The organism is Shewanella sp. SG41-3 (genome assembly GCF_014164545.1).
Classification (GTDB): Bacteria; Pseudomonadota; Gammaproteobacteria; order Enterobacterales; family Shewanellaceae; genus Shewanella; species Shewanella vesiculosa.
Genome location: NZ_JACJFJ010000008.1, coordinates 223,852 through 241,874, shown reverse-complemented (window position 1 = coordinate 241,874; position 18,023 = coordinate 223,852). Strand labels below are relative to the sequence as shown.

Sequence of the window (18,023 nt, the reverse complement as noted above, 5' to 3'; positions counted from 1 at the left end):
ACTGATGGCGCCTAAGCAAAATAATAAGCCAGGTGTTAACAATCCAATTTGACTGCATTTAATTACATCCTAAAGAGATAATATGGCGTTAATAGTACTACTAACACAGCAAATGTGTGTTTACTTAGTTATCGTTTACTTAGTCAGTAAAACGCCATTATTTAAATTCTTTGCCGAAACATCGAAACGATTACCTCACAAAATCTTCATCTACTTAGTGTTCTCAAGCTTTTGTATTATGGCAACTTACTTTGGAGAACAAACCTCAGGAGCGATAGCCAATACTCGTGCAATGGGCGCGGTATTAGGCGGATTATTGGGTGGTCCAATTACCGGGCTTCTGGTTGGCTTAACCGGCGGCTTACACCGTTATTCTATGGGTGGATTTACCGATGTTGCTTGTGCAATATCGACTACGTTAGAAGGTTTATCTGCAGGAATGATCAGCTATTACTTCAAAAAAGCCGGCAAGTCTGAAATGGCTTATCAGCCAATGGTGGTATTTGGAGTGACATTTATGGCTGAAATTATGCAGATGTCGATTATTGTATTAATCGCCAAACCCTTTGATCAAGCGTGGGAGTTAGTTAAGCTCATCGCTCCGCCAATGTTATTGATTAATTCCCTTGGTGCTGCCATGTTTATGAGTATTGTTCGCGACCAAAAAGCGATGTTCGATAAACTCTCGTCCAGTTTTTCAACCAAAGCCCTCAAAATTGCCGAGCGCAGTGTCGGATTGCTGTCAAAGGGCTTTAATTTAGAGTCGAGCAAACAAGTTGCGCAAATCGTCATAGAAGAAACCCAAGTTGGTGCGGTAGCCATTACAGACAGGAATAAATTACTCGCCTTTATTGGTATTGGCGCTGACCACCATATTCCTAATACACCCATTTCATCTCAAATCACTCTCGAGGCCATTGCACAAAATAGTGTCATGTTTGCCGATGGCGTTGACACCCCTTATTCATGTTCTCTATCCGCAAACTGCAGCTTAGGCTCAAGCTTAGTGATCCCGCTGCGCAGTAATGACGAAGTCATTGGCACGATTAAATTGTATGAGCCGAAAAACAAGCTGTTTTTAAACATTAATCGCACCTTAGGCGAAGGAATTGCCAGATTACTGTCTAACCAAATACTTTATGGGCGCTTTGAACAGCAAAAAAGTTTACTCATGCAAGCAGAGATAAAGTTGTTACAAGCCCAAGTGAATCCTCACTTCTTATTTAATGCTCTCAACACTATTAGTGCGATTATTAAGCGTGACCCGCAAATGTCTAAACAGTTATTGCAGCAATTATCGCAATTTTTACGCATTAACCTAACCCGAACAACAGGGCTAGTCACCATGGCTGATGAACTTGAACATATAGACGCTTATTTGTCGATTGAGCGTGCTCGCTTTATTGATAAGTTACAAGTGAGCATTGATATACCGAGTATTTATCATCACTTAAAAATGCCTGCATTTACCTTACAACCTTTAATTGAAAATGCAGTGAAACATGGAACATCACGTATGCTTGAAGCCGGTGTTATTAATGTACAGGCGACAATTGATGGTGATGATCTTATGCTTAATGTCACGGATAACGCCGGTTTGTATCAACCATCGAACAACACCGACGGCTTAGGAATGAACTTAGTCCATAAGCGAATTCAAAATTTATTTGGCAGCCAATACGGTATTGAAGTTGAGTGTAAAGCAGATGAATTCACCCGTGTCAGTGTGCGTGTACCGTTAAAGGAAATTGACCAATGATCTCATGTCTAATCATTGATGATGAACCGTTTGCCCGCCAAGAAGTGGCCGATTTACTCGACAAACATCCTGATATAAGAGTGTTGGGGCAATGCAGTAATGCCATTGAAGCTCTACAGCAAATTAACCTTGTAAAACCTGATCTTATTTTTGTTGATATTCAAATGCCGCGGATCAATGGTATGGAGCTGCTTGCGATGCTCAATCCAGAGCAAATGCCACGAGCAGTATTTATTACCGCATTTGATGAATATGCGATAAAAGCATTCGATAACAATGCCTTCGATTACTTATTAAAACCCATCGATGAGAAACGCTTTAACCAAACCTTAGATAAAGTTAGAGCCAATATCGCGCCGCAACGGATGTCTCAGATATTACCGACGCAATTAGCTCATTTACCCTGCTACAGTGGTAATAAGCTCAAAGTCGTCGCGACCGCTGACGTTGAATTTATTGTTAGTGATATTGGCGGTATTCATGTGTGTTCAAATAAAGGTTTAAGCCATACTCAATTAACCCTAAAAGTCTTAGAGCAAAAAACCGCACTTTTTCGTTGTCATAAACAATACCTACTGGCACCGAGTGCAATTTCTGAAATTGAAATCACCGACAGCGGCGCAGAAGTCACTACCCATAGCGGCGCTAAAGTTCCTGTTTCACGCAGATATCTCAAAGAGTTGAAACTGTTGCTTGGATTTCAATAGTATTTAGTTCAAAAGACATGTGATACAGGCCACATTTACTCTGCTGGTCAAACCGCTCACAGTGAATATTTACCGCTTACGCAAGACATTCAACCTGTCACAGAGTTCGCCCCCAATTGACCACCTTGATGCTTTAAAGTGGTCACACGATATAAATGGGGAGATATAAAAATGACTTGGTTTCTACTCTGTGTTGCTTTACTCATCGGCGGTTACTTTATTTACGGGACCTTTGTCGAAAAAGTATTCGGCATTAACACTCAAAGACAAACACCCGCTTTTACACAAACAGACGGCGTCGATTTCGTGCCAATGTCTAAAGGCAAAGTCTACTTAATTCAATTATTAAACATTGCTGGAGTCGGCCCAATTTTTGGCCCTATTCTCGGCGCACTATACGGCCCAGCGGCTATGCTGTGGATTGTATTTGGTTGTATTTTTGCTGGTGCCGTTCACGATTATTTTTCGGGGATGTTATCGGTACGCAATAACGGTCAATCAGTTCCTAACCTAGCGGGTAAGTATTTAGGCAAAAGCGCTAAACACTTTATGAACTTTTTTGCCATTATCTTATTATTGTTAGTTGGAGTGGTGTTTATCTCTGCTCCTGCGGGCTTGTTGAGTAAACTAACTGGTTTAGATGTCACCATTTTTGTCGGTATTATTTTTGTCTATTACTTAGTTGCCACTATCGTTCCTATCGATAAAATCATTGGCCGCTTATACCCATTCTTCGGTGCATTACTGGTATTTATGTCACTGGGTCTTATCATAGCCCTAGCAGTGTCAAGTGAACATACCATGTTGCCAGGCTTTGTAATGGGCGACTTTTTTAGCAACCTAAACCCTAATGACATGCCACTATGGCCTGCATTATTCATCACCATTGCTTGTGGAGCCGTATCAGGTTTCCATGCAACACAATCTCCATTAATGGCGCGCTGTGTTGAAAATGAGTCAAATGGTCGCTTTGTGTTCTTTGGTGCCATGATTGGTGAAGGTGTGATTGCGCTAATTTGGTGTGCTATTGCATTATCATTCTTTGGTGGTGTGGAAGGATTAAATGCCGGCATGGGTGGCAACCCCGCTAACGTGGTATACGAAGCATCTAATGGACTACTAGGCACATTTGGTGGCTTCTTGGCTATCTTGGGTGTGATTGTATTACCTATCACCTCAGGTGATACCGCATTTCGTTCAGCACGTCTAATCTTGGCTGAGTTCTTTAACATTAAACAAGTCGAGCTACCTAAGCGCTTACTGCTAGCATTACCATTATTTGCTGTTGGTGCAATGCTCACTCAAGTCGATTTTGGCATTATCTGGCGCTACTTTGGTGTTGCAAACCAAACCACTGCGGTATTGATGCTATGGACTGCAGCGGCTTACTTACTGCGCCATAATAAGTTTCATTGGATTTGTACTGTACCAGCGATGTTCATGACCTGTGTTGTCATTAGCTTTATGTTGAACTCATCAACATTAGGTGCGGGTTTACCGATGACAGTATCAACCATTGCAGGTTTAGTCACTACCGCAATTATTGCCGCAATGATTATTATTAATACTAAAGGTAAAGGCGATATAGATTCAGATGATGAAGAAAAAGTCGTATTCGTCAAAGAGCAATAATCGCTCATATTAAATAAAAACGGCAGCCTAGGCTGCCGTTTTTGTGTAGATATCTCTTTGGTTGCAATATAGGTATAATATCACCAAACTCAATTAGCTCGCACGGTCCATGACACAAGCAAACAACCCGCTTCACGGCATAAAACTAGAAACGATAGTGACTTCACTGGTTGAAAAATACGGCTGGGAAGAACTCGCATCGAGGATAAACATTCAGTGTTTCAAAGATAACCCGAGTGTAAAATCAACCTTGAAGTTTTTACGTAAAACGCCTTGGGCCCGCGACAAAGTTGAATACTTGTACCTTAAAGCTAACAAGCTGCCATTGCCGCCACCGAAAGAAGATAGTCGCGGAGCATTTACGACCAAACCTCGGCCATCAAAGGGAAAAGTAGCCTCAACGAGACCTGCAACCCACAAAGCGACTACAGCAAAACCAAGCTCAAGCACAGCTGCAGAAAAATCGACAACACCTGTCAATGCGGATATTTGGGGAACAAACTCAAATTAATGTATTAAGAGGTAACCATTGCAGGGGCTTATAACGGAAACTCAAAAATCAATCGCCACACTTTAAGCCCACCACCTACTTGATAACTTAATCCAAAATGCTCTATTTCAACACTGTCTAAACCTATTGCACTCAAGGTAATAGGTTTAGAAAAAGCCAACGTAGTACCAATTTCATAAGTATATGAGGTTAATACATTATCCCCAACCGGCGAGACAAATTTTAGCTTATCGAAATACCAATGTCCGGCAATAAAAAATCTCGGTTCAACCCGAGTATCCTGCCACTGCCAATCATAATTAACCCCAAAATCAATACCGCTTTTAAACACAGAATAGCCTTCTGTACTGTCATTTTGATTACTTTGATAACCCGCATAATAAATCCGATTGACCCATACTGGAGTAAATAAAGGCGCATCGAGCTTATAGAGTGCAGAAATGCCAGTTGAAAAAATGCCTACATGGCTGGAAGTTGAAAAATTATGTCCATAACCTAAATCAACATAACTCTCTAAGGTTAACTTATCATCCACTCGCCAGTGATATTCAAGCCCAGGGGTTAACGTTATCGTACCAACACTTTTAGGAATGCTGCCTTGAGGTAAATCGTTAAATGAATAATCAAAAAAACCCAGCGATGCGGTAAAGCGAAGTTTAAGTAAATAATCGTCGGTTGAGTCAAGCACAAACCCCAAAGGAATATTGGCCACTGCAGCACTTTGGCCTGAGGTGCGATAAATACCACTGCCTAAATAATTGGCAAACGCATAATGTGAAGCATCAGGTTCAGTGATTAATTGAGGGGATGTTGGTGAAGGTAATTCAGATCCATAGCTACCCCTACTGCAAAAAAACAGAAGCGCTACCAAGATTAAGCGAAAAAGTACCGCTGCAAAGCGCGCAGAAGCAAATGATGATGACCCAATAAGCTGTGTGTTCTGCCCTTGTCTCATCATCATTTAAACTATTTCTGTGCCAAACTATTCATCGTGAAAATGATATTCCGACATCATATGACCTAGCTCAGTGGACTTGGTCTTTAAATATGATTCGTTGTAGCGATTTTTACCGACTTGCAACGGAATACGTTCCACTACTTCAATGCCCACATTTTGCATTGCCATCACTTTACGCGGATTATTGGTCATCAACTTTACTTTGGTCACCCCAATTTGGGTTAACATCGGCAAAATCATGTCGTATTTACGCATGTCGGCTTCAAAACCCAAACGCAAATTGGCTTCTACGGTATTAGCACCCGCATCTTGGAGCTCATAAGCACGAATTTTATTGAGTAAGCCAATCCCACGCCCTTCTTGACGTAAGTACAACAAAAAGCCTTGGCCTTTTTCAGCGATACTTTGCATGGCGGCTTGTAATTGAAAACCACAATCACAACGTAAACTAAATAATGCATCACCGGTTAAACATTCAGAATGAACACGACCTAGCATAGGTTGAGTGGGATCCAGTTGACCAAATGTCAACGCAACGTGTTCTTTACCAGTAGCAATTTCTTCGAAACCGTGCATGGCAAAAACACCCCAAGGTGTGGGTAACTTAGATGTTGCGATATATTTTATCGGCATGAATTAACCTTACGACAACTAACTGTAAAAGAAAATATTAGAACTTAGCAGGAGCAAAACCCGTGACTTCTTTTATGCCCATCTCACGGCCTAACGCCGTTAAAGGATGCACAACCACTAAGCCTTTAACCGATTTATTTAACTTACCCATATCAGCTTGTTCAGCTTTGGTTAAAGTGCGCTTAAAACCGAGCGCTTTTAGTGCTGTACCTTCTTGACTAAACTGACGCGTTTGTTGGCCTTTAATACTCGCGATTCGCTTAGTAACAGTGGCCACTTCTTTCTTAAACTGCAGGACAATCGTGGCGTCGCCACGTGCTTCAGCCGCAGCTAATTTGCGACGAAACTTGTCTAATTTATCATTCAATGTCTGCAGTTCTAGCTTTAAATTCATTTGATTACCTTAAGTGCTTTGGTGTGTTAGTGAATCGTTTACGTTTATACGTTTATCACAACACCGTTTCGGAGGCAGATTATATACCCAAAACCCCCTAAGATGCGAATAGGAAACGCTTCTTATAGACATGTACTGGTAAAGTTTTTCAACCTCGATACACAATTTAGCCAGTACTACCCTGCGAAAAACCAACGCTACTATTCCACTTTGTCCTGACCTTGTGAGCATAATTAATGATTTTTATGGTCTCGACTCACTAATTCCTCGCTGATGTAACACTTTAAAAGCTCCTCACCGCTGTCTAATTACCACTCATCTTGTTTAATTGTTCAGCAACCACATCTAGCAAAGCCGCTTTCTACAGCATTTCCGTCAAGCCACTATTGCAATACTTATGATAATCATTATCATTCGCATAAATATTAATAGAGGTCCCATGTTATGTCGCCACTGCGTTTATCACTACTTGCTATAGCTTGCCAAAGTGTATTGTTTCCCGTTTATGTTCATGCCCAAACACCTATTCCATCGCCAGAGATTATTGCACCAGCATCAAGTGATTCGAGCAGTGCATCAGACTCAGAACACTATGAGCGAATGACGGTTTACGGCAGACAAAATCAAGTAGTAATGAACTCAGGATTAGCGACTAAATCTGATATGTCGCTTATGGAAACGCCTGCAGCGGTAGTGATCGTTGATGAGACACTCATCGACTCACAAGGCATCACCAATATGCAGGATTTAGTGCGTAACATAAGTGGTGTAACCCAAGCCGGTAATAATTATGGTATTGGCGATAACATAGTCGTGCGAGGGTTAGGTGCAAACTACACTTACGATGGTATGTATGGCGGCGCAGGTTTAGGTAACACCTTTAATCCCACTCGTTCATTGACTAATGTGAGTTCTGTTGAAGTTCTCAAAGGTCCAGCAACAGGGCTTTATGGTATGGGCAGCGCGGGCGGTGTAATTAACCTTATTGAGAAAAAGCCTGAGTTTGTCAGCAAACAACTGTTTGAAGCCGAAGTAGGTCAATGGGATACCTACTCTCTTATGGCTGATTCTACTGGCGGTATATCTGACGACCTAGCCTACCGTCTAGTGGCGAAAACCGCCCGTAGTACCGGTTATCGAGATCTAGGTACCGATCGCGATGAAATATATGGCTCGCTTAAATATATGCTTAATGAAAATCAAAACATTATGCTATCAACGGCTTATATTAATGATGCTATTCCCGTCGACTCAATAGGCCATCCTATCCGCATCTATAATGCCGCCTCTGTCGAGGGCAAAACCGCAGGTGAAGTGAACTGGCAGGATTTGGTCAATGATCCAACCAATAATGGCTTACAGCTAACAGATCAACAACGTCAACAATTAGCGGATTCATTAAGTGCAAACGATGGCTTAACACCTTATCAATTTGGCCATAATGGTCTTATTTCACCGATGGCGAAAGACAACAAGGGTGAAGAGTTACGCTTTAAACTCAGCCATAATGTGTACTTAACCGATAATTTGTTTTTAAATCAGCAGTTGCAACACCGTGATTACGAAACCAGCTTTGCACGTCAAACTGGTGCTTATAATTACGTTTATTGGCGACGAAATGGCGTTATTAATGCCGATCCCCGTGCGCCTTTAGTTGAGGATGGCACCTTATACCCTTTTGCCGCCCGTCGTCAGGAATATCGCAAAGTCTCGGCAGAAGAAAAGTCGTGGCAGTATTTTGCTGATTTGCGCTATGACTTCGATATCGGCAATATCAGTAACGAATTACTGATCAATGCTAACTTTGAAGACCGCGACATCCGCTTTAAACAATATTCGATTTACGATGCCGATTACACTTTGAAAGATGCCAATGGCAATCAATCCTATCAAGGAAGCTTGCCGTACATTTATGACATCCGTAACCCTAATTGGGGCGAGGAAGAGTTTGAAGAGTACGATCCGTTATTAACCAGTAATTATAATAAATCAGTAACGGCATGGGGGTTAGGTATACAACATGTGGGCTATTTAGGCGGCGGATTTACCAGTCGTATTGGGTTTGCTTTTAACGAAATAAAACAAACTTACCAACACTTAGGCGTTGATGCTCGTTACAGCAGTAGCCTAGCGGATCCACAACCAGAAGCAGACACCACAGATAACGGTGTAACCTACAATTTAGGCCTAACTTATATGCCTACTGATGATATCTCTGTATTCATTAATCACTCTAAAGGTCGCACGACTTATAGTGTATTAGGTGATGTAAAAGGTAATGAAGCTGATCGTGATGATTCACAATCAATCAGTAATGATTTGGGTATTCGGATTAAAGCATTTGATGACCAATTACTGGCATCATTAGTATTGTTTAAAACCTCACGAACCAATGTAGCCTACAGCAATCCAGATTACGACAGTAGCGCAGTCACGCCTAACATTGACCCCTACTTTTATAATGGTAGCGAAGACACCAAAGGAGTTGAATTAGATCTTAATGCATATTTAAGCGAACAGTGGAAAGTCAACGTAAACGCAGTTTACCAAGATGCCAGAGACAACCAAAACCCCAATAGTAATGATTATGGACAACGCCAAAAAGGCATACCTTATGTTACTGCAGGCGCTTGGGTAACTTATGCCGCAGCATTGGGCTTACCTGCGCCACTGTCATTAAGTTTAGGCGCTAAATATGTCGATGAACGCAGCACGCAGTCTAGCTCATTTGGCATACCTGACGGTTATGTCCCCAGTTATAGCGTCATCGACTCTGCTATTAGCTATGATGTTGAACGTTATAAAATTCAACTGAACATTAATAACCTATTTAATCAAACGTATTTCGATAAGGCCATGTTCTTAGGGGGTCTTCCTGGCGAAGAGCGTAATGCGAAGTTAACCTTAACTTATCGTATTTAAAAACATATCAATCTGGATTTTGTTTGCTCGAAATCTAGATCTCAATTTAGCGCTAAATTGAGTAACGAGATGATGAAAGCACTGCCTGTGGCAGTGCTTTTTTTATCGCTATCTAATGAGCATAATTGACTATTTAGGCTACATGTAGGATAAACGAAGCATTAATTCAATAGCTTATCTTAGGATGTTATTTGATGGCTAATACCATTTTTAGTCCATACACCTTGACCAATGGTGCGATCATTGCCAATCGCTTAGTCAAAGCGGCAATGGAAGAGAATCTTGCCAACGTTCAGCAACAACCAGATCAAGCATTGTTCAACTTATACGATGCTTGGGCCAAGGGCGGTGTTGGATTAATGATTACCGGTAATGTGATGATTGACCCTTTAGCCATGACAGGCCCTGGTGGTGTGGTACTCACATCCAGCAGCGCACTTGAGCCGTTTATCCAATGGGCCAAAATAGCCAAGCAAAATAACGCCAGGGTGTGGATGCAAATTAATCATCCAGGCCGTCAGGTATTTAAAGCGATGGGGGGCAAAAATATTGCACCTTCAGCTGTCGCACTTGATTTAGGTAAACACTCATCGATGTTTTCTCAGCCTAAAGCAATGACAACCACTGACATTGATGATGTTATCCAACGCTTTGTCACGACCGCAAGCATGGCTCAACAAGCGGGTTTTGATGGTGTACAAGTTCATGCCGCACATGGTTATTTGTTAGCGCAGTTTTTATCACCGTTAACTAATCAGCGCGATGATGAATGGGGCGCAAGCTTAGAGAATCGAGCCAGGTTATTAATTGAAGTGGTCAAGCAAATTAGGCATAAATGTGGTGCAGATTTTGATATTGCGGTAAAGCTTAACTCAGCCGATTTTCAACGCGGTGGTTTTGATGTCGACGATGCCGAAAAAGTGATTAATATGCTCGCACCGCATCAAGTTGAAATGGTCGAGTTATCCGGCGGCAGCTATGAAGCCCCCGCAATGCAAGGTCGCAGCGCCGATGAGCGCACCTTAGCTCGAGAAGCTTACTTTTTACATTTAACCGCACAGTTAGTTCTGCGTAGTCCAATTGCGTTGATGTTAACGGGAGGCATTTATCGCCTGCCTGTTGCGCAACAAGTCGTTGATGCCGGCTTTACCTTATGCGGCATTGCCAGCGCCCTTGCCTTTTATCCTGACTTAGCCAATATATGGCGCAGTAAACCTGAGTTCACCCCCACTATGCCCACAGTGAATTGGCAGAGCAAACCTTTAGCCGGGCTAGCGACTATGGCAGTCATTAAACGCCAGCTTCGCCGTATAAGCCAAGGCAAACACCCTCAAATTAATGACTCCCCCATATGGAGTTTATTGGTCGATCAATTTAACACCAGACAACGTACTAAACGTTATCGTTATGGTTTAGGTCTTTCTAATGATCAACATGTAAACGATTAGCCTCTTAAAAATTAACGTGCTAATAATGAACCAGCTAACCATTAAAGCGCTGGCATTAAACGACTAGTCTTAAAAAACGCTAGCGCTTAAAACGATAAATCTGCTGATTGCTACTTCCGCGCCATAATAACGCGGGATCGGCTTTATCTTGTTCAAACTTACCGTCAATAAGTACATCGACTAATGCCACCACAGCTTGCTGCTGTGGCGTGAGATCGGCCTGTTGGTAACCAGTCCATAACCAAATGTCTTTATCGGGACATTCGGTATTTACCCTAGTCACTAATTGCAATACGGCTTCCAGGTTAGCCGGATGCAGTGGGTCACCACCACTTAACGATAGGCCGCGCCGATAAATACGGCTGTCGGTTAAATCAGCAATAATCTGATCTTCTAACGCTTGGCTAAATACATGGCCAGCATCTACACGCCAAGTACTTTGGTTATAGCATCCCTTACAGGCATGTTCACAACCGCTAACAAATAAGCAGCAACGGGTACCTTCGCCGTTGATCACATCAACACTATGGTAAGCACTGTAATGCATTATAAATGCTTCACTCTGCGTTTAACTTCTTCTTGCTTACCAAAGTTAAACGGCCGCGCATCAGGACTGCCTAAATAACCACATACACGGCGAGTCACCGATACCCTACTAGGCTCATGGTTACCGCATTTAGGGCAGACAAAGCCCTTACTGGTACAATTGAACTCACCAATGTAGCCGCAATCGTAACACTCATCTATCGGGGTGTTAGTGCCGTAATATGGCACCCTGCTGTAGCTGTAGTCCCAGACATTTTCCAGTGCTTCAATGTTGTTTTGCATGTTCGGAAATTCGCCGTAGCAAATAAACCCACCATTAGCGATGGCTGGGTAAGGTTGTTCAAAATCAATTTTATCAAAAGGATTCACTTTCTTTTCAACATCTAAATGGAAACTATTAGTGTAATAGCCTTTGTCTGTCACCCCAGGTACTACACCGAACTGGGTGGTATCAAGTAGGCAAAAGCGACTACATAAATTTTCACTTGGGGTACTGTACAAACTAAAACCATAACCGGTTTCTTGCTTCCAAGATTCAGTGGCTTGTTTTAGATGATGAATAATGGCGACCGCTTTGTCACGTAGTTGCGCGTTATCAAACACATGCTCAGCATTGCCATATAAAGCATTAACCGTTTCGTGCAGGCCAATAAAGCCTAACGAAATTGACGCACGGCCATTTTTAAAAATGTCGCTAACATCATCATCGGCATTTAAGCGTACACCGCAAGCACCTTCCATATATAAAATCGGCGCAACACGGGCTTTAACCCCGGTTAAGCGTGCAATCCGCGTATCTAACGCTTTGCGAGCAACTAACAAACGTTCATCGAGTAATTGATAAAAACGCTGCTCATCTTTACCCGCTTCTAACGCAATGCGCGGTAAGTTAAGGCTAACCACACCTAAATTATTGCGACCTTCATGTACTTGTTGACCATCTTGTTCATAAACCCCCAAAAAGGAGCGACAACCCATGGGGGTTTTAAATGAACCAGTGACTTTAACCACCTGATCATAATTTAAAATATCTGGATACATACGCATAGTTGAGCAAGTTAAGGCCATCTTTTTGATGTCGTAATTGACGTCAGTAGCTTGATGATTGACGCCATCTTTAATGGCAAACACCAATTTAGGAAAGACGGCCGTTTTGCGGTTTTTACCTAAACCAGCCATGCGCACAGTTAACATCGACCGCTGAATTAAGCGAGACTCCCACGACACACCTAAACCAAAGCCAAAGGTCACAAACGGCGTTTGGCCATTGGCGGTATGCAAGGTGTTGACTTCATATTCCAACGACTGGAATGCATCATGACACTCTTTTTCGGTTTGCGTCATTGCATAACCTTCGACATCGGCTACTTGCCATTTGCGAGCCACAGCAAGGTGTTTTTGATAACTAATTTGCACAAACTCAGCCAACACTTCATCAATACGGTTAATGGTTGTACCGCCGTAAATATGGCTCGCCACTTGGGCAATAATTTGCGCAGTCACCGCCGTTGCTGTTGAGATGGATTTAGGCGGTTCAATTTCAGCATTACCCATTTTAAAACCATGAGTTAACATGCCAGCTAAATCAATTAGCATGCAGTTAAACATCGGGAAAAATGGTGCATAGTCGAGATCATGATAGTGAATTTCTCCTTTCTCATGAGCGCTAACCACATCTTTAGGTAACAAGTGAGTTTTAGCGTAATGCTTGGCAACTATCCCTGCGAGTAAGTCTCGTTGAGTTGGGATCACTTTGGCATCTTTATTGGCATTTTCGTTTAAAATGGCATTGTCTGATTGCTCAACCAAACCACGAATAGCGCAGTTTAATTTACTCTGAGTCTCACGATGAGTGTCACGGTCGTGTCGATACTCAATATAGTGACGTGCCACCGACTTAAACGGTCCTGACATTAATAAGTTTTCAACCGCATCTTGTAGCTCGTGAATATCAACTTCGGTTTTGCAAGCCATTTGCTGCTCAACCGTTTGCGCTAACTGCAGCGCATATTGATGGTCAGCTTGACCTGCAGACTCCATTGCAGCCACAACAGCCTCTTTGATCCGACATCCATCAAATGCTGTCCGGCATCCATCCCTTTTCACGACTACAAGCATACAACCATCCTTACAAGCACTATATATAGAGCTTTAATTTACAAAAGACACAATATAGAGTGTATTAGATACATTAACGCTGAGTATTACTTTGATCCAGATCATAATTGTCGGCAGTACTTTTTATTGCAAATAACTTGCTATTCGCAATAAATATTGTAGGTGTGGAAAATGATTTGTATGACGGGAGATCGCATGGTAGAAAAAATTGAAAATAGCATCGCGATGTAAGATTTTGGCAAACAAGTTATCTCATAGGTAACCGTGTAGTTGTGGTTTTTAGCCGTTCAAAATGATGATCATTTCGATAACCTGGCATCAAATGCAGCGTTAATGACAGTATCAACCGCATAAGTGACTGATTCATTACGACAAGATGAATACTCAGGACGAAGAGGCGCGACATGAGATTGAATAAGTTAAACTAATACAGATTGCGCCGATTAAACGCATCCCAGAATAAATAAGCACCCTCTCCTTGATGCTGAACATCCATGTGATACCAATATCGGTACCACGATTGACAGGCACTGACTGATTAATCACCCATTAAGCACTTAGACGCGAACGGGTATATTGCCGTCAATACACCAGTCCGACATCGCCTAAGTGTTACTTTAAGGTTGCTTCAATTAAATGGTGAATATCTTTGACTGCCTGCTCACCCGCTTCAATGGCTTCTTTGGCGCGATGAAACTCCATGGTGCCAATATCAGCCACATCGGGCACAATACAAATATCAGGTGGCTCGCCCATTAAACGCGAACGTTTATGGCGTTGTTCTAAAATATCCATGGATTGTGACATCACCGCCAACATACCAGGATGAGATTTTGAGCTGCCCATGGCCAGCTTATCGGTTAAGCCACTCATGTACTCTTTGCCTTTCCCCCATAAATCCATAAAGCCGGTTTCAAGCTCACGCTTTTGTTCAATAGGTTCTGACTTACTGGCTTTGCGGCTTTTTACTTGTTCTGGGATCAAATGCATTTGGCCTCGGCGATGAGCATTTAAATCTACCGCAATAACCACATCAACGCCCATCGAACGGGCTAATGAAACAGGAACCGGATTGACGACTGCACCATCGACAACCCATCGATTACCTTGCTGCACGGGTGGTAAAAATCCAGGCATCGAACATGAAGCACGCACGGCATGGCGCAAGTCACCTTCTTTAAACCAAATCTCTTGCCCAGAATATAAATCTGTCGCCACCGCAGCAAACGGGCGCTGCAATTGTTCAATATTAAGGTCACCAATACGGTTAGCTAAAACATCAAACACTTTCTCACCACTAATAAGTCCGCCTTTACGCCAGCCTAAATCCATTAGGCCAAGTACATCCCAGCTTGAAAAGCCACTGACCCAAGTTTCAAGCTCAGCCAAATGATCATTGGCATAAGCTGCGCCGACTAACGCCCCCACCGAACAACCAGCCACTTTGTCTGGGTAAATGTCTAACTTGGCTAATCCATTCAATACCCCAATATGTGCCCAACCTTTAGCGGCTCCACTGCCTAGCGCTAATCCCACGGTGAGCTTTGTCATCTTTGTTCCTTCCATACTCTGTATTCATCTTTACCATAAAGCTCGGCTTAGTCGACCAATGACCTCGTCGAACTCAGGCAATAATATAATGCTAAAAAATAGCATAACTAAAGCGACTCTTGTTGGCTATAGCAAGGTGAAACAGCTATAATCGTCGGCTTACATTTTTTAGGGGATCTACCTTTGCAATTTACCGATTTTTCGTTGGACAAGCGCCTGCTTGACAGTTTAAAGCACCTTGGCATTTCTACGCCTACCGATGTTCAAGCGCAAGCACTTCCCATTGCCTTATCAGGTAAAGATTTAATGGCATCGTCTAAAACCGGCTCAGGTAAAACCTTAGCGTTTTTGTTGCCTGCTATGCAGCGAGTGATATCCACCAGAGCATTGTCGAAAAAAGATCCGCGGGTATTGATTTTGTTACCTACGCGAGAACTCGCCCAACAAGTTTATGGCCAATTACGTTTATTAGTTGCTAATACCCAATATAAAGCCATTAGCGTACTTGGTGGTGAGAACTTTAACGACCAAGCTAAAGCCTTGGCCAGAGATCCGCATTTTATCGTTGCCACACCAGGGCGTATTGCCGATCACTTACAACAACGCCATTTATATTTAAACGGCTTAGAATTGTTGGTGCTAGACGAAGCAGACCGCATGCTCGATTTAGGTTTTGCACCGCAATTAAAGGCCATCAACGATGCCGCCGATCATAAACGTCGCCAAACCTTAATGTTTTCGGCCACTTTAGATCATGACAGCATAGGTGATATTGCAGCAACATTACTGAAAACCCCAAGCCATGTCTCCATTGGTGAGTCTTACAGTGAACACAAAGATATTGAACAACGGATTATTTTGGTTGACCATTTAGACCATAAACAAGCCTTGTTGCAGCATATATTAAGCCAAGAACAGCATAAGCAAGTAATTGTATTTACCGCGACGCGTTCAGATACAGACCGTTTAGCGACCCTGTTAGCCGCTCAAGGTTTTGCGACCTCAGCGCTCAGTGGTGATTTGAAGCAATCGGCTCGTAACCAGATTATGGATCAATTTGCTCGAGGCCAATCGCAAATACTGGTGACTACCGATGTGGCATCACGTGGCCTTGATTTAATCAACGTCTCCTTAGTGATTAACTTTGATATGCCAAAGTTTGCAGAAGAGTACGTCCACCGTATTGGCCGAACAGGTCGCGCAGGCGCTAAAGGCGATGCTGTGTCGTTTGTGGGCCCTAAAGATTGGGACAGCTTTAAAAAAATCCAACTATTTTTACGTAAAAACTTTGACTTCACTGTGGTTGAAGGTTTAAAAGCCAAATTTAATGGCCTAAAAGACAAGCCTCAAGCAGCTAAAGCCGGTACCAGTGCAAAAGACGCCGTAACCAGCAATAGAGCTAGCGTGGCGAAAAAAGCTAAAGCAGCCCCTAAAAGTGATAAACGCTTTATTACCGGGGTTGATGTGGGTGATGCACCTGTGCGCCGTAAAGTTAAACCGATTGTCATTATTGAAGACGACGGAACAACAGAAGACTAAACGGCACATCAATCGCTGATAAACTGCGGTGACAGAATAATCAATGTAGGGCAGAACACTGCCCTACAACAAATGAACAATAACGAGCATGCTAACAGCATTATCGTATGAATAAACCAGTAAGGATTAACATGAAAATTTGTGGTGTGGAATTAAAAGGCGGCGAAGCCATTATCTGTTTACTGACCTATGAAGGCGAAACGTTTAACGTGCCAGCATGTCGTAAAGTTTCATTCAGTATTTCACAATCAGCTAGCACTGAATCCATTCGTGAATTTGATTTTGCGTTTAAAAAACTAATGAGCGATTATAAAGTTGATGAAATCGCCATTATTGAACGTGAGCAAAAAGGTAAATTTGCTGGTAGTGCCACCAGCTTCAAACTTGAAGCTACACTACAATTAATGGACCTTCCGGTTTCGCTTATTTCTCCTTTAACCATTAAAGAGCAACTAAAGCGCAACCCACCACAAGTTGACTTTGACTCATTGGACCTAAAACGCGTCCAGTTAAATGCTTTTGACGTTGCTTATGTTCAACATAATCGACTCATTTTCGGTAAAGTGTAAACACAGAACCGTTGTATTGTGGCGTTACCCATACCGAAAAAACGGTCGCGGTAGCGCCAGAACTAATCAGTTGATTTATGACAGACACTAAAACTAAAACGCTCAAAGCCCCGCCTAAAATGCCAGTCAAATCGGCGAGCCAGTCATTAAAACCAAAAGCAGACCTCAGCCTGCTAGTCACTAGCGCAGATATCAAAAAACAGCAGAGTGAACAGAGCCCTTTACGTTACCTAAACGGTTATCGGCCTGATGTGGTTGATAAAATCCGCCAATTGGTTGATACCAATGCATTGGGTGATCACTTTCTAACCCGCTACCCCAAAGTACACCAAGTACGTACAGACAAAGCCTTATATGATATGGCCATCGCATTAAAAAACACCTACATGCGTCAGTCAGACCCATTAGCCAAAGTCATTTTTGATGAAAAAATTAGCTTGAGCCATCACGCGCTAGGTTTGCATTCTTATGTTAATCGCCGTCAAGGCAATAAAGTCAAAGCCAAAAATGAGATTAGAATAGCCTCACACTTAAAGCATATTCCGTTTGAGCTTTTACAAATGGTCGTGGTGCACGAACTGGCCCACTTGCGCGAAAAAGAACACAACAAAGCTTTTTATCAGCTGTGTACTTTTATGCTCGCCGATTACCATCAATTAGAATTTGATATGCGAGTATGGTTAGTCGCTGAAGAAGTTGGCCAATCGCCCTACGGAAAATAATCGAAGGATTTTAA

General features: G+C 42.5%; 15 protein-coding genes. 9 read left to right on the top strand and 6 right to left on the bottom strand.

What is annotated here, in order from left to right:
* Positions 1-82 precede the first annotated feature (82 nt).
* The 4 genes from H5164_RS16330 (at position 83) to H5164_RS16315 (ending at position 4,609) form a co-directional block, all read left to right on the top strand.
* Positions 83-1,759, top strand: coding sequence for a sensor histidine kinase (locus H5164_RS16330; protein WP_182699007.1), 1,677 nt, complete (start codon positions 83-85; stop codon positions 1,757-1,759).
* On the top strand, positions 1,756-2,466 hold the full coding sequence (btsR, locus tag H5164_RS16325) for a two-component system response regulator BtsR (protein WP_182757102.1): 711 nt from the start codon (positions 1,756-1,758) through the stop codon (positions 2,464-2,466). The genes H5164_RS16330 and btsR overlap by 4 nt, the downstream gene beginning before the upstream one ends.
* A gap of 171 nt (positions 2,467-2,637) precedes the next feature.
* Complete coding sequence (locus H5164_RS16320; RefSeq protein WP_124016089.1) at positions 2,638-4,098, top strand: carbon starvation protein A; 1,461 nt, start codon at positions 2,638-2,640, stop codon at positions 4,096-4,098.
* A 109-nt stretch (positions 4,099-4,207) separates the two neighbouring features.
* Positions 4,208-4,609 carry a VF530 family DNA-binding protein gene (locus H5164_RS16315; protein WP_182757101.1) on the top strand — a complete coding sequence of 134 codons (402 nt, stop codon included), beginning with the start codon at positions 4,208-4,210 and terminating at the stop codon, positions 4,607-4,609.
* Positions 4,610-4,637: 28 nt separating this feature from the next.
* Here the strand turns inward: H5164_RS16315 and H5164_RS16310 are convergent, their stop codons facing one another.
* From H5164_RS16310 to H5164_RS16300, 3 genes are read right to left on the bottom strand one after another with little or no spacing between them, the layout of a single operon-like run.
* On the bottom strand, positions 4,638-5,570 hold the full coding sequence (locus H5164_RS16310) for a hypothetical protein (protein WP_182699004.1): 933 nt from the start codon (positions 5,568-5,570) through the stop codon (positions 4,638-4,640).
* Between the two features lie 21 nt (positions 5,571-5,591).
* Positions 5,592-6,200 (bottom strand): GTP cyclohydrolase II, encoded by a 609-nt coding sequence (gene ribA / locus H5164_RS16305; protein ID WP_124016092.1) that lies wholly within the window; start codon positions 6,198-6,200, stop codon positions 5,592-5,594.
* Between the two features lie 37 nt (positions 6,201-6,237).
* A complete protein-coding gene (locus tag H5164_RS16300) occupies positions 6,238-6,594 on the bottom strand; it encodes a YibL family ribosome-associated protein (RefSeq protein WP_124016093.1) in 357 nt (118 codons plus the stop codon).
* 444 nt (positions 6,595-7,038) lie between these two features.
* On the opposite strand from H5164_RS16300, the gene H5164_RS16295 reads away from it, so the two are divergent.
* On the top strand, positions 7,039-9,516 hold the full coding sequence (locus H5164_RS16295; protein WP_182757100.1) for a TonB-dependent siderophore receptor: 2,478 nt from the start codon (positions 7,039-7,041) through the stop codon (positions 9,514-9,516).
* Between the two features lie 194 nt (positions 9,517-9,710).
* Entirely contained in the window at positions 9,711-10,964 is a 1,254-nt protein-coding gene (locus H5164_RS16290; protein WP_182757099.1) for an NADH:flavin oxidoreductase/NADH oxidase family protein, read from the top strand.
* A 79-nt stretch (positions 10,965-11,043) separates the two neighbouring features.
* On the opposite strand, the gene nrdG is transcribed toward H5164_RS16290, so the two are convergent.
* The 3 genes from nrdG to rssA form a co-directional block, all read right to left on the bottom strand.
* Positions 11,044-11,511, bottom strand: coding sequence for an anaerobic ribonucleoside-triphosphate reductase-activating protein (gene nrdG, locus H5164_RS16285; protein ID WP_182723452.1), 468 nt, complete (start codon positions 11,509-11,511; stop codon positions 11,044-11,046).
* Positions 11,511-13,628: an anaerobic ribonucleoside-triphosphate reductase gene (nrdD, locus tag H5164_RS16280; RefSeq protein ID WP_182723453.1), complete on the bottom strand. Its 2,118-nt coding sequence runs from the start codon at positions 13,626-13,628 to the stop codon at positions 11,511-11,513. The genes nrdG and nrdD overlap by 1 nt, the downstream gene beginning before the upstream one ends.
* 612 nt (positions 13,629-14,240) lie before the next feature.
* Positions 14,241-15,179 (bottom strand): patatin-like phospholipase RssA, encoded by a 939-nt coding sequence (gene rssA / locus H5164_RS16275; protein ID WP_124016098.1) that lies wholly within the window; start codon positions 15,177-15,179, stop codon positions 14,241-14,243.
* A gap of 183 nt (positions 15,180-15,362) precedes the next feature.
* Here rssA and H5164_RS16270 point away from each other — a divergent pair, with 183 nt between their 5' ends.
* From H5164_RS16270 to H5164_RS16260, 3 genes are all read left to right on the top strand, one after another.
* Entirely contained in the window at positions 15,363-16,718 is a 1,356-nt protein-coding gene (locus tag H5164_RS16270) for a DEAD/DEAH box helicase (protein WP_182757098.1), read from the top strand.
* A 131-nt stretch (positions 16,719-16,849) separates the two neighbouring features.
* Positions 16,850-17,287: a DUF3010 family protein gene (locus tag H5164_RS16265; RefSeq protein WP_124016100.1), complete on the top strand. Its 438-nt coding sequence runs from the start codon at positions 16,850-16,852 to the stop codon at positions 17,285-17,287.
* Between the two features lie 119 nt (positions 17,288-17,406).
* Complete coding sequence (locus H5164_RS16260; RefSeq protein WP_259395322.1) at positions 17,407-18,009, top strand: YgjP-like metallopeptidase domain-containing protein; 603 nt, start codon at positions 17,407-17,409, stop codon at positions 18,007-18,009.
* Positions 18,010-18,023 lie beyond the last annotated feature (14 nt).

Bases quoted from the DNA above. Each gene is read 5' to 3' on its own strand.
- H5164_RS16330 (WP_182699007.1), top strand. From the start codon at position 83: ATGGCGTTAATAGTACTACTAACACAGCAAATGTGTGTTTACTTAGTT.
- btsR (WP_182757102.1), top strand. From the start codon at position 1,756: ATGATCTCATGTCTAATCATTGATGATGAACCGTTTGCCCGCCAAGAA.
- H5164_RS16320 (WP_124016089.1), top strand. From the start codon at position 2,638: ATGACTTGGTTTCTACTCTGTGTTGCTTTACTCATCGGCGGTTACTTT.
- H5164_RS16315 (WP_182757101.1), top strand. From the start codon at position 4,208: ATGACACAAGCAAACAACCCGCTTCACGGCATAAAACTAGAAACGATA.
- H5164_RS16310 (WP_182699004.1), bottom strand. From the start codon at position 5,570: ATGATGATGAGACAAGGGCAGAACACACAGCTTATTGGGTCATCATCA.
- ribA (WP_124016092.1), bottom strand. From the start codon at position 6,200: ATGCCGATAAAATATATCGCAACATCTAAGTTACCCACACCTTGGGGT.
- H5164_RS16300 (WP_124016093.1), bottom strand. From the start codon at position 6,594: ATGAATTTAAAGCTAGAACTGCAGACATTGAATGATAAATTAGACAAG.
- H5164_RS16295 (WP_182757100.1), top strand. From the start codon at position 7,039: ATGTCGCCACTGCGTTTATCACTACTTGCTATAGCTTGCCAAAGTGTA.
- H5164_RS16290 (WP_182757099.1), top strand. From the start codon at position 9,711: ATGGCTAATACCATTTTTAGTCCATACACCTTGACCAATGGTGCGATC.
- nrdG (WP_182723452.1), bottom strand. From the start codon at position 11,511: ATGCATTACAGTGCTTACCATAGTGTTGATGTGATCAACGGCGAAGGT.
- nrdD (WP_182723453.1), bottom strand. From the start codon at position 13,628: ATGCTTGTAGTCGTGAAAAGGGATGGATGCCGGACAGCATTTGATGGA.
- rssA (WP_124016098.1), bottom strand. From the start codon at position 15,179: ATGACAAAGCTCACCGTGGGATTAGCGCTAGGCAGTGGAGCCGCTAAA.
- H5164_RS16265 (WP_124016100.1), top strand. From the start codon at position 16,850: ATGAAAATTTGTGGTGTGGAATTAAAAGGCGGCGAAGCCATTATCTGT.
- H5164_RS16260 (WP_259395322.1), top strand. From the start codon at position 17,407: ATGCCAGTCAAATCGGCGAGCCAGTCATTAAAACCAAAAGCAGACCTC.